The organism is Pseudomonas sp. FP2300, from assembly GCF_030687595.1.
Lineage (GTDB): Bacteria > Pseudomonadota > Gammaproteobacteria > Pseudomonadales > Pseudomonadaceae > Aquipseudomonas > Aquipseudomonas bijieensis.
On the sequence record NZ_CP117440.1, the window covers coordinates 5,485,476 to 5,500,991 of the forward strand.

Annotated in this window: 13 protein-coding genes; 2 read left to right on the plus strand and 11 right to left on the minus strand. The window is 58.4% G+C overall.

What is annotated here, in order from left to right; translation table 11 throughout:
• Positions 1–190 precede the first annotated feature (190 nt).
• Positions 191–1,810 carry an FMN-binding glutamate synthase family protein gene (locus PSH86_RS24335; RefSeq protein WP_249015503.1) on the plus strand — a complete coding sequence of 540 codons (1,620 nt, stop codon included), beginning with the start codon at positions 191–193 and terminating at the stop codon, positions 1,808–1,810.
• 81 nt (positions 1,811–1,891) lie between these two features.
• On the opposite strand, the gene PSH86_RS24340 is transcribed toward PSH86_RS24335, so the two are convergent.
• From PSH86_RS24340 to PSH86_RS24365, 6 genes are all read right to left on the minus strand, one after another.
• On the minus strand, positions 1,892–2,848 hold the full coding sequence (locus PSH86_RS24340; protein ID WP_305485433.1) for a hypothetical protein: 957 nt from the start codon (positions 2,846–2,848) through the stop codon (positions 1,892–1,894).
• 12 nt (positions 2,849–2,860) lie between these two features.
• Entirely contained in the window at positions 2,861–3,448 is a 588-nt protein-coding gene (locus PSH86_RS24345; protein ID WP_305485435.1) for a glycosyltransferase family 39 protein, read from the minus strand.
• A complete protein-coding gene (locus PSH86_RS24350; RefSeq protein ID WP_249015506.1) occupies positions 3,445–3,819 on the minus strand; it encodes a GtrA family protein in 375 nt (124 codons plus the stop codon). The genes PSH86_RS24345 and PSH86_RS24350 overlap by 4 nt, the downstream gene beginning before the upstream one ends.
• Positions 3,820–3,908: 89 nt before the next feature.
• Complete coding sequence (locus tag PSH86_RS24355; RefSeq protein WP_249015507.1) at positions 3,909–5,435, minus strand: glucosyltransferase domain-containing protein; 1,527 nt, start codon at positions 5,433–5,435, stop codon at positions 3,909–3,911.
• Positions 5,436–5,706: 271 nt separating this feature from the next.
• Positions 5,707–6,819 (minus strand): amino acid permease, encoded by a 1,113-nt coding sequence (locus PSH86_RS24360; RefSeq protein WP_305485437.1) that lies wholly within the window; start codon positions 6,817–6,819, stop codon positions 5,707–5,709.
• Between the two features lie 505 nt (positions 6,820–7,324).
• Positions 7,325–7,786 (minus strand): transposase, encoded by a 462-nt coding sequence (locus PSH86_RS24365; protein ID WP_163856915.1) that lies wholly within the window; start codon positions 7,784–7,786, stop codon positions 7,325–7,327.
• Between the two features lie 801 nt (positions 7,787–8,587).
• Between PSH86_RS24365 and PSH86_RS24370 the strand changes: the two genes are divergently transcribed.
• Positions 8,588–11,695, plus strand: coding sequence for a transglycosylase domain-containing protein (locus PSH86_RS24370; RefSeq protein WP_305485439.1), 3,108 nt, complete (start codon positions 8,588–8,590; stop codon positions 11,693–11,695).
• Between the two features lie 21 nt (positions 11,696–11,716).
• Here PSH86_RS24370 and PSH86_RS24375 read toward each other — a convergent pair whose 3' ends face one another.
• From PSH86_RS24375 to PSH86_RS30720, 5 genes are all read right to left on the minus strand, one after another.
• On the minus strand, positions 11,717–12,211 hold the full coding sequence (locus tag PSH86_RS24375; RefSeq protein WP_305485441.1) for a CS1 type fimbrial major subunit: 495 nt from the start codon (positions 12,209–12,211) through the stop codon (positions 11,717–11,719).
• A gap of 55 nt (positions 12,212–12,266) precedes the next feature.
• Complete coding sequence (locus PSH86_RS24380; protein WP_232201124.1) at positions 12,267–12,758, minus strand: CS1 type fimbrial major subunit; 492 nt, start codon at positions 12,756–12,758, stop codon at positions 12,267–12,269.
• A gap of 130 nt (positions 12,759–12,888) precedes the next feature.
• Positions 12,889–13,371, minus strand: a complete 483-nt coding sequence (locus tag PSH86_RS24385; protein WP_305490385.1) for a CS1 type fimbrial major subunit — start codon at positions 13,369–13,371, stop codon at positions 12,889–12,891.
• A gap of 86 nt (positions 13,372–13,457) precedes the next feature.
• Positions 13,458–14,201 carry a molecular chaperone gene (locus PSH86_RS24390; protein WP_305485445.1) on the minus strand — a complete coding sequence of 248 codons (744 nt, stop codon included), beginning with the start codon at positions 14,199–14,201 and terminating at the stop codon, positions 13,458–13,460.
• 60 nt (positions 14,202–14,261) lie between these two features.
• The gene (locus PSH86_RS30720; RefSeq protein ID WP_370873688.1) at positions 14,262–15,509 is read right to left on the minus strand and encodes a hypothetical protein; all 1,248 of its coding nucleotides are present in this window, start codon (positions 15,507–15,509) and stop codon (positions 14,262–14,264) included.
• Positions 15,510–15,516 lie beyond the last annotated feature (7 nt).

Sequence of the window (15,516 nt, forward strand, 5' to 3'; positions counted from 1 at the left end):
GGGAGCAAGGCTTGCCCGCGATGGGGACGACTCGGTACTTCAGAAACCGAGGCGCCTGTATCGCGAGCAAGCTTTGCTCCCACAGCCTTGCTCCCATGACAATCCCCTCGCCATAGGGTTGCCCGCCGTTTCGCTGTCAGCGCAGAATGCCTCCACCGCCTCGCCCATCGCTCACCCCCAAGGAAACCGTATGAGCCTGTCTCTGCTGAGTCGTTACGCCTTCTTTGCTGGCTGTGTCATCTTCACCCTCGCCAGCCTGCCGTTCCTGCAACACGACTGGCTCTGGCCGATCACGCTGGTGACCGGGCTGTTGAGCCTGCTGGGGTTGTTCGACCTGTTGCAAAGCCGTCACGCCGTGCGGCGCAACTATCCGATCCTGGGCAATATCCGTTACCTGGTGGAAGGCATCCGCCCGGAGATCCGCCAATACCTGCTCGAATCCGACAGCGACGCCCTGCCCTTCTCCCGGGCCCAGCGTTCGCTGGTGTATTCCCGGGCCAAGAACGAAAGCGCCGATAAACCATTCGGCACCTTGATCGACGTCTACCAGACCGGCTTCGAATTCATCGGCCATTCCATGCGCCCGGCCCCGTTGAGCGACCCCAGCGGTTTTCGCGTAACGGTCGGCGGCCCGCAGTGCACCCAGCCGTACTCGGCGTCGGTATTCAACATCTCGGCCATGAGCTTCGGCTCCCTGAGCGCCAACGCGATCCGGGCACTGAACCAGGGCGCCAAGCTGGGCAACTTCGCCCACGACACCGGTGAAGGCAGCATCAGCCCCTACCACCGTGAACACGGCGGCGACCTGACCTGGGAGCTGGGCAGCGGCTACTTCGGCTGCCGCACCAGCGACGGGCGCTTCGACCCGGAGCGCTTCGCCGCCCAGGCGCAGAACCCGCAGGTGCGGATGATCGAAATCAAGATGAGCCAGGGCGCCAAACCCGGCCACGGCGGCATCCTGCCCAAGCACAAGGTCACCCGGGAAATCGCCGAGACCCGTGGCATCCTCATGGGCGAGGATTGTGTTTCACCGTCTCGCCATAGCGCGTTTTCCACGCCGATCGAACTGATGCAGTTCGTCCAGCAACTGCGTGAGCTGTCCGGCGGCAAACCGGTGGGCTTCAAGTTCTGCCTGGGCCATCCCTGGGAATTCATGGGTATCGCCAAGGCCATGCTGGAAACCGGGATCCTGCCAGACTTCATCGTGGTCGACGGCAAGGAAGGCGGCACGGGCGCAGCGCCGGTGGAGTTCACCGACCACATCGGCGTGCCGCTGCGCGAAGGCCTGCTGTTCGTACACAACACCCTGGTGGGCCTGAACCTGCGGGACAAGATCAAGCTCGGCGCCAGCGGCAAGATCGTCAGCGCCTTCGACATCGCCAGCGTCCTGGCCATCGGCGCCGACTGGGCCAACGCCGCGCGCGGCTTCATGTTTGCCATCGGCTGCATCCAGTCCCAAAGCTGCCACACCAACAAATGCCCCACCGGCGTCGCCACCCAGGACACCCTGCGCCAACGCGCCCTGGTCGTCCCGGACAAGGCCCAGCGGGTCTACAACTTCCACCGCAACACCCTCAAGGCCCTGGCCGAAATGCTCGCCGCCGCCGGGCTCGAGCATCCGTCGCAATTGCAGCCCAAGCATCTGGTGCGGCGGATGTCGGCCACCGAGGTGAAGTTGTTTTCTCAGTTGCATGTGTTTCTGAAGCCGGGGGAATTGCTGACGGGTGAGGTCAATGGGGCGTTTTATTCGCGGATGTGGCAGATGGCGCGGGCGGACAGTTTTGAGCCGGGGGAAATGGTGGCTGCGTAACCGTTGGTACTTGCTGGCACGCACTGGCTTTTGTGGCGTGGAGGCTTGCTCCTCGCCACAGGTTGCGCAGGGGTTGTTCGGTTAAGATTTCACGGGTGGACAGGTATGAGTCGGTGCAGCTTTTACTTTTAGAGTAAACAGAGAAACGGCCATCTCTCCCTTAATAAAAGTGAATGTTTGCTCCCAATCTTCTGCGGATAAACCCTTGGCGTTCGACGAAGACTTAACCGTCACCCACCAAACCCTGTGCGCATAACATTTCAGAATCTCTGGATCGTCAAAATAGATCCACTTCAGACTTTCGGGAATCACGGCATAACCACCGCGATCAGCAACTGCCAGAAAAGTATCAAGCGGCGAACGTATTTGAAGTCTCGGCTGTATCGCTGTCCGATTGTAATATTCGAATGGCAGGTACCAAAATAACGACTCAAATACGATTTCGTCACCTGGCCGCACCCATCGCTCCAGCTCTCGTGCCAGCACGTCGAGCCTAAAATCCCGGCGTAAATCGGTTCCATTCAAATCATCCGTTTGTCGATATACCGACTGTACCCCCTGCATTTCAATTGCCATTATAGCCAAGGCCAGAACGACGGGACGTCGCACCCATTTATCCAGAGCAACGGCTACAACGATAGGAAGTCCGACTGCTGCGAATACCAGATAGCGAGGAACAAACAACGGAACTGCCAGTGAGATCAGACCAAGAACGATAGCAGGGATAAAAAAATAACCGACCAATAAACCACTGTAACGATGCTGGCTGCTATCTTTCCAAATCACTCCTACCGCGCACGTAATAACTATTCCCAAGGGAACCACGCGCAAAAATATCGACTGTGCCCGCCATGCACCCATGGCAATTAACTGCCAAACGAGACTCAACACGGCCTGCTCCGTGACAGGTGGGATCCACCCCGGCTTAACTGTCCAATGCTCAATAAAATTAGGGAGCCAAGGTACGAACAATATGACGATTGCAACGTTGACCAAAAGCCAGGCCCGCACCAGCAGGGCAGTCTGAGAAACGCCCAAACGCCCCCACCATCAATAGAACCAATGAACAAGCACACACAGCGCTGCCAAATAATGAGTATAGAAAGCTGCTGTCATCAATAATACATAAGTGACCTGAAACCGTACTTTCTCTCGCTCCTTGACCCAATACATCAGGGCTACGGTTGCGCCCATCAACCAAAACCCAAGTAACGAGTACATACGCACTTCCTGACTGTAACGAACAGAAATAGGGAGCAGCGCCAATAATAGTGCAGCGATCCAGGTTGCTCTTCGGGAGGCAACCAAACTCATCAATCTTATGCTCAGCAAGATTGTGCCAACGTCAGCGATCGCACTGAGCGACCTTACGGCCAAGACACCATCACCGAACATAGTGATCCAGTAATGCAACACAAGATAATAAAGAGGTGGATGAACATCGCGTGCCGTAACGGACCAAATATCCCAAGGCTCGTACCTTGCGAGCAAAATGCTGAAAGCCTCGTCAAGCCAAACTGCAGGCACTGTGATTCCATGAAAACGTATGACCAGCGCAAAGACAGTCACGACTACCAAAGCGGAGCAGTCAATAAACCGGCTAGGAGGTTTGAGTAAGTCAGCGCGCAAAGCCTTCATTCACGATGCCCGCGAAACATCACAAACCGTGAAAACAGAAAACCAATCACCAAACTCATCAACGAAAAGACCGCGACGGTCAGGAGGCCGTGGAGCTGCCAGTGATCCCCCAGATGACCCACGATAAAACTGAGCACGCCCATCATGCTGAGAAAAAGCACATGGCGCGACGCTGAATGCTTCGCCTCGAAGGTATAGAGCGCATTGACATAAAAAGAGAATGAAGCCGCCACGCAAAACGCAAAAAAATTGCTCGTCGCCTGATCAAGGCCGACGCCCACGCGCAGGACGAAAAAGATCTGCCAATGGATCAGCGTATTGGCCAGCCCAACCAGTGAGTAGGTAAAAAAACTTTTCCATATCGCGTTCATACCTTGCCCCCAACCGGGTCGGTGCTTCAGGCGATACTTAATCTAGGGACCCATCGATACGGGGTCTACTGTAAGAACTAACAGGTGTTCTATCGCTTCACATCGTGCTCATTGCAGCTGGGGGGTCTGAGCCGCGACGGTTCCTTCATGACGATGAAGCCATAATCGCCGAGCAGATAGATCCGGTAATACTGGTTGTCCACAAGAGGGGTGTATCCCTGGTAACCGACACGGGTCGCGTTGCGCCGCTCGCGTTCGATCACCACGTTAGTGATGCCCATGAACGGTGGGCTTTCCGGAAGAATGAAGTAGTCGATGTTAAGCAGGTAATGCAGAACCGGCAGCTGTTCGAACGAGCCGCAAGCGCTGACCAGCCAGTGGGATGAATAGGTAAGCGACATATAGATCCGCTTGGCTTTGTACAGCTCTCGGCGCGAAGTAATGTCATAGCTCAAACTGTAGAGCGCACCGTTGACGAAGGTTTTTTCCAAGGTCAGGACCCGGCCGTAGGCGAAGGACAACGAAAGCGTTGCCAGAATCGGAATGACCAGCAGCAGCGGCAGTCGACGGTGAATCGGAGCCAGTGCCACGTAAGCCAGATAAAACAGCAATATCAATAGCACCCCGAACCCCATCAGGGTGCGGGCGCCTTCATTGAAATCGCGAAAAAGCAAGGTGATACCAGGTACCAATAAAACCAACAGGCACAGTGTCAGTAAGCAGGAAAGACTCAAGACGACTGTTTTCCACCACGGCTCTTCACGATTGAGTATTCGCCGTCCCAAGCGTAAGGCGCCGATTAGCGAACACAACGCCAACACGGCAAAAATCCAGGCGTATCCACCGTGGAACAACAGCGCAATTTTCTCCAGGACTATTTCGATATTGAAGCCAATCTGTCCGAGTGGATCAGCTTTCCAGTTCAGCAATGCGGTCCGCTCCGTCCTTATGGACGAGAGGGTCATGACGAAGTAAATAAAAATGGCCAAGCCAAGTTGAGCCAACCTGCTACCCAGCATGGCCCACCACTGGCGCCATGGCAGCGGTCTGCATGCGGCCCTGAACAGGTCCAGGCAAACCAACCCCAGGAACACATTGAAACTGATCTGATAGAGCCCGAACGCCAACACCAGCAATGCCACCGGTACCCACCACTGGCGCATTGGCGATGTGCTACGCAAAGTCGTTGCGTAAATAACCGCCACCAGACTCAGCGCCATACCGGGCCCGTCGTATTGATACGACAGGTTCTGCAACAGGAAAGGGTTGTACCAGAGGGGCAAGGGCACGAAACAGCAGGCTAGCGTCGGCTCGGGGAAATAGTGGTAAGTCAGGCGGGTCAGGGCCAAGGACATCGCCAATACGGCAAACAACAAAGGCAGCGGGAAAAGGTCCGGCGCGGCGCTGGTGAAAGAGAGCACCTGGTACAACAGGTCAGTAAACCAGCGCCCCTGGCCAGCCCAACCATTGCCAGCCTCCAGTGTCCGCCAGCTATCGTCGATATAACGAAAATCCGCGAGGTTCAACGGCAGAACGTACAGTAGAGTCGCCGCCAGAAAAAAGCACACGACTTGGCGGCGGTTGAGTTCGCGGTAAACAATCAGCGGAACGTTCATGCGCAACGCCCTCGAAACGCTACGAACCGGAGCGACATCAAGCCGGATATCTGCCAATGAATACTCTATTGACCCGCCCAATCATTGATTAGCAGAAAAAATCATCCCATATCGTTTTTCACGGGCGGTGCTGACCCTGCCGGCATTTGGCTGGCACCACTCAATCTCGGCTCCTCGTAGCAAAACGTCTACTGTAAGAACTAACAGGTCCTCGACTCTAAGAAAAAGCCCCGATCATCCGACCGGGGCTTTCTCATACATCGCAATAAACCTACGAAGCCGAACGCACCGAACCCGCTACATCATCCGTCGGTTGCAACTTGAAGGTATAGAACAGCGCCGTCAGCAGCACCAGGAACGCCGGGCCCACGTACAAGGCCACGCGGGTGTCCGGGAAGTACGCCATCAGACCCACCACCAGAACCAGGAACGCCAGCGCCAGGTACGAGCTGACCGGGTACAGCCACATGCGGTATTTCAAGGCCGCACGCTCTGAAGCGCTCAAGCCTTTGCGGAATTTGAGCTGGGCCAGCAGGATCATCACCCAGGTCCAGATCGCGCCGAAGGTGGCGATGGAGGTGACCCAGACGAAGACTTTTTCCGGTACCAGATAATTGAGCAGCACGCCCAGCAGCAGCGCGGCGATGGCGTTGGGGATGGTTTTCTGCGGGTTCTTCGCTTCACCGGCGGTCAGGCCGATCATCTCCACGCCCAGGTAGGCGAACATCACCATTTGCAGGGACATCAACACGCCCTGCACGCCGTTGGGCATGAAGCCGCCGTGGGTCCAGAGGTTGGAAATACCCAGGGCCACGCCGTCGTTGCCGAACCCGAAGGCGATGATACCGACGCCGCCGATGACCATGGCGATGATGGTGACGATCTTGATCAGGGCGAACCAGAATTCGAATTCACCGAAGGCCTTGACCGCGATCAGGTTGATCGAACCCATGCTGACCAGCGCAGCCAGGGCCCAGATCCAGCGGGGCACGTCGGGAAACCAGATGCCCATGTACACCGCCACGGCGGTGATCTCTGCCACGCAGGTCACCAGCCAGAGGAACCAGTAGTTCCAACCGGTGAGAAAGCCCGCCAACGGACCAAGATAGTCCTGGGCATAGCGGCTGAACGATCCGGCCACCGGGTTATGCACGGCCATCTCACCGAGGGCGCGCATGATCACCAGGATCGCCAGGCCACCAATGATGTAGGACAGCATGATCGCCGGACCGGCCATTTCGATGGCCTTGGCCGAGCCGAGGAACAGCCCGACACCGATGCAGGCGCCAAGCGCCATCAGGCGGATATGCCGCTCACCGAGTTCACGTTTGAGCGGACCGCCCTGGGCGGTCTCGCCATGGGGCAGATGATTGCCGACAGGCATAGGATACAACCTCGTCTTGTTATTGGTTTGACCACCGAGTCTCCAAAGCCGCAGGTTGGTAAACCTGCCACCTTGCCGAAACCGGTCTGCTTCGTGGACAGACCGCCCTGTAGAACAACGCCCTCAGGGTCAGCGGGCCGTGCAGTATAAAAAGCCAGGGATAGAGAGTTTCACTGTAAAACCAGGGAAATTCAGGGATAAGCCGCCGTAAAAACTGGGTTTCTGGAGATGCATTGCCTGAGATTACAGATAATTCAGTTGTGTAAACGCAGACGAGTATTGCACAGCTATGGTGCAGCGTCATGCCGTGGCACAACGACGGCGTTTGGCAACCGATGGCTCTAGCACAAGGCTCTTTGACACAGCTGAGCCTGTGGCGAGGGAGCTTGCTCCCGCTCGACTGCGCAGCAACCGCAACCGTGGCATGGCGCAACAGTTGGAAAAGCGAGGGCGGCTTCGCCCCCCAGCGGGAGTAAGCTCCCTCGCCACAGAGCTGCTAGACCAGCTAGAGCCATGCAGCATCCCAAAGCGGGTAATCACCAATGCGATCCACCAGCCCTGCGCGAAGCGGGTTGGCAATGATGTAGCGGGCGAAGGGCAGCAGGTCTTCATCATCGCGAATCGCACGGTCATGGAAGCCGCTTTGCCAGAAGGCACCCTTTCTGTTTCTTGCTCGATTGATTGTAAGGGTGCTGCGGGATTTGACCGCTTGCATCACATGAGTGAGCTGGGCTTGCTCCAGTTGCACCAGCCAATGCAGATGGTCCGGCATTACAACCCAGGCCAGCGAATTGACCTGGCCTCGCTCATGAGCCAGGCGCATTTCTGCAACCACTAAGCGGCCCAGGTGCCAGTCGTTAAAGATAGGTGCACGTTGATGAACGACCGTGGTGACGAGGTAACCTCGCCCCCGCTCCGAAAAGCGTCCGCGACGCAGGCGATGAGAGTTTGGGCGTGGAGGATGCATTCCTTGGCTTCCTGTAGTTGGGGTACCTACTTACGTTAGCTTCGTCCGCGACGATCCGACGCCATGATGCTTGAACGACTTTTCCGAAAACGACGTAGTACCGTGGCGAGGGAGCTTGCTCCCGTTGGGTGGCGCAACCGCCCCCGTTTTTCCAACCCCTGAAAGTGTTTCAGCCCTGCGACAGTTGCGTCTGCCGCGCAGCCGAGCGGGAGCAAGCTCCCTCGCCACAGAAGCCCGTTAGCCCATGACATTGGCGAACGCCCATGCATTGGATGTCTGCACAAGGCAGGCGACTACCCACTCTGGAAGGCCATTGAGCTCTTGTGGCGAGGGAGCTTGCTCCCGCTGGGTGGCGCAGCCGCCCCCGTTTTTCCAACCACTGAAAGTGTTTCAGCCCTGCGACAGTTGCGTCTGCCGCGCAGCCGAGCGGGAGCAAGCTCCCTCGCCACAGAAGCCCGTTAGCCCATGACATTGGCGAACGCCCATGCATTGGATGTCTGCACAAGGCAGGCGACTACCCACTCTGGAAGGCCATTGAGCTCTTGTGGCGAGGGAGCTTGCTCCCGCTGGGTGGCGCAACCGCCCCCGTTTTTCCAACCACTGAAAGTGTTTCAGCCCTGCGACAGTTGCGTCTGCCGCGCAGCCGAGCGGGAGCAAGCTCCCTCGCCACAGAAGCCCATTGGACAATGACGTCAACGAGCCCTTGTGGATTGGCTGCCAACAATTTCCCCTCCCCCCACGCCAACCACCGTCTAAGCTTCAAGCAAGTCCGATCAATCTGCGTGAATGGATCAGTCGACTATGGGCGCTTTGTGGCAAACCGATTCGAATGAACCTATGGTCCCGACTGAACGTATGGAAGAAGCGCCTTTACCTCAAAAAAAACGCCGCGCACGGCATGGCTGGCGGGCATTCTGGTTGTTGTTGCTGATTATCGTGGTGGTGGTCGGCCTGGCGGTGGCCAAGGAGATGCGCACGTCGCGGTTTCAGGCCCGGGAGCTCAGCAAGTACGCCGCGTCCCTGAACTATGCGGTGCAGCCAGGGCCCAGCGATGCCATCGTCTACCCTGGCGCGGGCCCGTTCGACCGACGCCTGGGCTACAGCGCGCTGGGGGAATTCCTGCCGCGCTTGCTCAAGCGCGACTACGTGATCCAGGCCCAGGCGCGGTTTTCGCCGGCGCTGATGGGCTACGTCGAAAAAGGCCTGTTCGTGCCCTATGCGGAAAAGATCCAGGCCGGGCTGACCATCACCGATTGCCGCGCCGCACCGGTCTATCAGTTCAAGTACCCGCAGCAACTGTATGCGAACTTCGAGGCGATCCCGCCCGTGGTGGTGCAGAGCCTGTTGTTTATCGAGAACCGCTTTCTGCTCGACCCCAAGCAACCGCTGGCAAACCCGGCAGTGGACTGGCCACGTTTCGCCATGGCGGCCTGGTCGCAAGTCGCCAAGCTGTTGAGCCTGCCGGGGCAGTCCGCCGGCGGCAGCACGCTGGCGACACAGCTGGAAAAATACCGTCACTCTCCCGAGGGCCTCACGGTGTCGGGCGGGGAGAAAATCCGCCAGATGATTTCCGCCAGCGTGCGGGCCTACCAGGCCGGCCCGCAAACCCTCGAGGCGCGGCAACGGATCATCCGCGACTACCTCAACAGCGTGCCGCTCTCCGCCGTGCCGGGGCACGGTGAAGTCCATGGCATGGCGGAAGGCTTGCGAGTCTGGTACGGCGCCGATTTCAAGCGGGCCAATGAACGCCTGTTCAGTACCGCCAACGACCCCAAGAGCCTGGCGGAAAAAGGCCTGGCCCTGCGGGAAATGCTGTCGTTGATGATCGCCCAGCGCCGCCCGTCCCATTACCTGTCCAAGGGCCACGATGAACTGGCGCGCCTGACCGACAGCCACATCCGGCTACTGGCGCAGAACGGCGTGATCGATGCGGCGCTGTCCGAGGCAGCCCTGGCGAGCAAGGTCAGTTATCGCGATTGGGTCCAGGACCCGACGGTCCAGCCCAACGAAACCAACAAGGGCATCAGCGCCGCCCGCAGTCGCCTCGCCACGCTGCTCAATCGCCCGCTGTACGACCTCGATCGTCTGGACCTCTCGGCCACCAGCACCTTGCAAAGCGACTTGCAGGCCCAGGCCACCGAGTACCTCAAGCGCTTGGCCGACCCGGCCTTCGCGACCGAGATCGGCCTGATGGGCGAACGCCTGCTGACTCCCACCAGCACCACCCAGGTGCGCTACAGCTTCACCCTGCTGGAACTGACCCCCGATGGCTCGCGCGTGCGGGTGCAGACCGACAGCACCGACCAGCCCTTCGACATCAACGAAGGCAGCAAACTGGAGCTGGGTTCCACCGCCAAGCTGCGGGTGCTCACCACCTACCTGCAAATCATCGCCGAACTGCACGAACGTTATGCCCAGCAGACCCCGGCGGCGTTGAAGAAAACCGAGATCGCCGAACAGGACCGCCTTTCCCGCTGGGCCGTCGACTACCTGGTCCAGAACAGCGACCGCAGCCTGCCGAAAATGCTCGAGGCGGCGCTGGATCGCACGTATTCCGCCAGCCCTGGCGAGGCGTTCTTCACTGGCGGCGGGCTGCATACCTTCCACAACTTCCGCAAGGAAGACGACGGTCGCATGCCCACGCTGCGTGACTCCTTGCGCGAATCGATCAACCTGCCCTTCATCCGCCTGATGCGCGACCTGGTGCGCTACGCCACCTATGCCGGCCCCAATAACAGCTCCGAGCTGCTCAAGGACGACAAGGACCCGCGCCGCCAGGAATACCTGGCCCAGTTCGCCGACCGCGAAGGCACTTCGTTCCTGCTCAGGTTCTGGAAGAAGTACCAGAAAAAGGACACCGGCCAGCGCCTGGAAACCTTCCTCGACGGCATGCGTCCTACGGCGATCCGCCTGGCCGCCGTGCACCGCTATTTCTTTCCCAACGACAGCCAGGAGAGCTTCAACCGCTTCGTGCGCGCGCACTTGAAGTCGGCCAAGAGCGCCGAAAAACTCACCGACGAACGCCTGGAGCGGCTCTACCAGAGCTACGGCCCCGGCGCCTATGACCTGCCGGACCAGGGTTTCATCGCCAAGGTCCACCCGCTGGATCTGTGGTTGATGGGCTACCTGCTGAACAATCCCGAGGCCAAGTTCAGCCAGATCGTCAAGGCCAGTGAGTTCGAGCGTCAGGAGGTCTACAGCTGGCTGTTCAAGAGCCGGCACAAGAGCGCCCGGGACAGTCGCATCCGCACCATGCTGGAGATCGAAGCGTTCCTGGATATCCACCAGCGCTGGCAACAAGTCGGCTATCCGTTCGACCATCTGGTGCCGTCGCTGGCCACCGCCATCGGCAGCTCCGGCGACCGCCCCGCTGCCCTGGCGGAACTGGTGGGCACCATCCTCAACGACGGCATCCGGCAGCCGGCGCTGCGCATCGACAGCCTGGACTTTGCCGTCAATACGCCCTACGAAACGCGGTTGGTCAACAACCCGGACAACGGCAAGCGCGTGATGCCGGTGGAAGTGGCCCAGGCCCTGCGCGGTGCGCTGTCCCAGGTGGTGGACGCCGGCACCGCGAAACGCGTGGCCGGCAGTTTCAAACTGGCCGACGGTACGCCGCTGGCCATGGGCGGCAAGACCGGTACCGGCGACAACCGTATCGAAGCCGTCGGTTCCGGTGGACGGGTGATCAGCTCCAAATCGATCAACCGCACCGCCACCTTCGTGTTCTATATCGGCGACAGCCACTTCGGCACCCTCACCGCCTTCGTCCCGGGGGCTTCGGCGCAGAACTTCAAGTTCACCTCAGCCCTGCCGGTGCAAGTGCTCAAGGGTATGGCACCGTTTCTCTCGCCGTACTTGCAACCGGGGAGTCATACCCAGTGCAAGCCGTTGGTGGCGAGGCAATAAGACACGGCGCGATGCAGGGAGTTACAAGTTAATCCGAGGCACTGCGTCGAAAATGATGGTGAAGCTGGTGGTGTATAAGCCTCCTTGGAGGCGAGTAGGTACAGCATCAGCTCTTATAACCAGCTCTGCCTGGGTGCCTGGCGTGGACGAAGCGTCGTCCACCACTTCCACAGGCGCAGTGTTGAGGCGCACATTGTTGAACATGACACGCAGGGGAAAAGCTTGCGCACCATTGCTCAAATCGGGCTGGCCCTCCGGCAGGTAGGCGTGGATCGAACCCTCGGTATTCTTCACATCGAAAGTCTGGCGCAAGGTGCCCAGATCATTTTTTATCGGGTCGTAATACATGTATTCGTCCCTACCGAACTCCGGATCCCGTGGCTGCACATGGAACTGTTTGTTCGGAATGTTCGCGGTGATATGGATGGCTGCGCGAGCATCATCAGCAGCCAACACTAATGAAGGGCTCAGGGCTGCAATAACCAGGGCCGTTACGGATACTATTTTTTTAAACATACTTGCTCTTCTTCTGATTAATAAACGAAGTACAGACTCCCCGTGGCGCGGTGAGTTACAGGCTAACCCGAGGCACCGCGTCGAAAATCACGGTGACAAGCCCGGTGTACAGACCTGCCTGGCTGCGAGAAGTCGGGAACGGTGCGTAGATATACATCTCGGCCTGTGTACCTGGCGTGGACGTTGCGTCATCCACCACTTCCTGCGACAAGGAGTTGAACAGCTCAACGTTGTTGAACCTGACGCCAATGACAATCTGATTCGAGCCATTGCTCAGCCAGGAGTCCCCATCAAGGTGGGCATGGACCGAACCCTCGGTGTTCTTCACATCGAAGATCTGGCGCACCGGGGACAATTTTCTGGTCACCGGGTTGTAATGCATGACCTCGTCCTTGCCGAATTCCGGATCCCGTGGCTGCACATGAAACTGCTTGTTCGGAATGTTCGCCGTGATGTGAATCGACGAGCGTGCATCGTCGGCCGCAAAGCCTGGCGCAGGGCCCAGGGCAGCACCTAGAGCAGTAACGAAAACCATTTTTTTCAACATGTGTAGCTCCTTTTTTTATAGTAAGTAAAACCCCTGGCGAGGGCGCTTGCTCAAGTGTCCTCGCCACGGGGTTTGGTGCAAATGCTCGACTCCCTGAGCCTCACCACTCCACGCTCTTGCATCGACGGCCCTACGGCGCAGTGGCATCGAACACCATGTGCACCGTGCCGTAGTAGTCGCCAGGCGTGTAGCCGTCATCAGGCTTGATGGCGGCGATTTCCAGGGGCACCTGGCGCCCGGGCCGGGCGTCGATGGCCGAGACCACCGGGGTCGAGTCCAGGGTCAACACCACGTTGTTGAAGGTCACTCGCAAGTCAATGCGATCACGGCCATTGGACAAATACGCCTCTTCCCCCAGGCGCGCGCCGATGGAGCCGTTGCTGTTCTTCACCTCGTAGGTCGCCCGCAAGGGGCTGAGGTTGGTGGTGATGGTGCTGAAGGGTAAGCGTTGTTCGCGCTGGACCAGTTGCGGGTCGAGGGGCAACACATAGAAGTCGACTGTCGGGATGGTCACGTAGAGTTCGAACGTTTCCCGCTCCACCGCGCCCCAGGCCGAGGCCCCAGGCAATATCAATGCGCTCAATGCGAGGGGGCGTAACAATGCCTTGAACAACAATGACTTGAACAACAACGCCTTGAACAATAGGGTCTTGAACATTCTGATTACCTCTGGCGACGACGGTTCGGCGACGGCGGCCATCAACCTTTGATCTCGACGTTTTTTGTCTTGCTGCCTTCGACCAGTGTGAAGCGGTATTCACGCCCCGCTTCCTTGTCGAACGAAAAGCTCTGGCCGCTCTTGACGTGATGCTTGGTGGTTGGCTTGCAGTCGTTCTCTTTCTGCGCCACACAGTCCTTGAACTCATCGATCACCAACACCGTGTTGCCGTTATTGCGCAAGAGGTAACGGCTGGCGCTGTTATCGATCACGGTCTCGTAACGGGTGTCCTTGGGCCGCACGAAAAACACCGTGCCGTAGCCGGCCAAGACCTTGACCCCCGCCTCCACGCGTTCCTTTTTATATTCCTCGCGTTCTTCGGCGCTGATGGCGAACTCGTCTTCGGCTTCCGGCACCACCGGCACGAAACGCACGCGGAAGTAACGCTCCTTGTCGCGGTTGCCCATGAACACCAACCGTGTGCCCTGCACGCCGTTGGCCGGCACGATCAGCCGCGCCGGGCTGGCCATCAGGCCATCTTTGGCCTGGGCACTGTCCTGGTTTTTCAGGGGCACTTCCTGATAGGTACCGTCCTCGTTGTAGATGATTTCCAGGATGTTGACCTTGACGAACGCCGTGGACGTCCCGCCGTTGAACACCCGTTTCATGTAAGTCGTTTTGTCGCCGTCCAGGTAGTCGTACACCACCCCCACGCCAATCTGCGGCCCAGCCTGGGCCACGCCGCAAAACAGATAGATCCCAACCCATGCCAATAGATGTTTCATCGCTGTTCCAACCTCATGCAGTAAACACAACTCATTGAATTTTGCCGGCCAGTCGGCCACTCAGACTTCCGAATCCCAGATCACCGTGACGTTGCCGGTATAGGCTTTGGCGCCACTGTCGAGCATCTGCTCGACACTGCTTTGGGCCACCTCGAAATGCAGCATCCCGAGCCGGCGGTCGACGTACAAACCCGGCTGGAACAGCTCGGTGCCACTGCCATCACGCAGCAATCGGCGGCGGTTGACCGGCTGCCCGCCGGCATCCGTCAAGCCATCGGGCAGGGTCACGCTGACGTCCACCGGGACGGCATGGCCGGTGCCGGCTTCGGCGATCGCACAGGTATTGCCGCTGATGCGCTCGCACTCGAGGGCCATCTTGAAACGCGAAGAAGCGGAGATATGGAAGCGCTGGTCGCGGAACAGCCGCGCCGGTTTACGCCCGCTGTTCAGCCAGGCTTGCCAACCTTCCTGGGGCACCAGTTCGACGCGGTTACCGCCGGGGGGAACTTCGACCTTGAGGGTGTGTTCGACGTCGAGTTTGAAATTGAGGGTGATCGCCGAGTCGTTGGGGATCATGACGTCACCCAGGTCGAGGTCCTGCCCAGGACCAACGGTATAAGTCAGCGTCCCCGTGTATTGGCCGGAGGACATCTTCAACGGGTTGGGGGTGCGCAGTTCGTAGGCGAAGTCCAAGTGGGTGTAGCTCATGGCGGGAATCAGATAAAGGGCTGGTTTGGCGCATACCCCTTGTGTCGGAGTCTTCCAGAAAAACTCATAATCGGTAGGGCTGTAAAAGCCCATACCACTGTACTGACAGGGCGTTGGGGGATTTACCCAGGAAGAACCACGCCATAACCTCTGGTGGGCGGTGAGCAGATTCACACCGCCACCTACCACATTGACGACGCCGGCGGGAATTCGATATCTCGAACCGATACCAGAAAAACGCACTTCGACCACTTCGGTTTCGCCCGTGCCTGTATGGGTGATCTGAGCCGTGCGCCAGTTGGCAGGCACTTTAAACATCGCACCTTGCCGAGTGTCTCCATGATTGGCCTGAATGGGGCTGATGGCGTTGGAGATAATGGGCAACCGAATGCTGAACATCTTTGCCGTTCGGCACTCCGCCGAATGACTTTCACAGTAACCACTCACTGGAGTGGTATTGAGAAAGATATTCTCCTGCGGTTTCGAAGCGTCAGGCCTGAATATCGCACTGATGTCCCGGCTCAACGCATTGACCGCAGGTGTGCATGTAAACAACAACGCGCAAACCACACCGCGCACTGTCATGGATAAATGTTTCATCTATTTC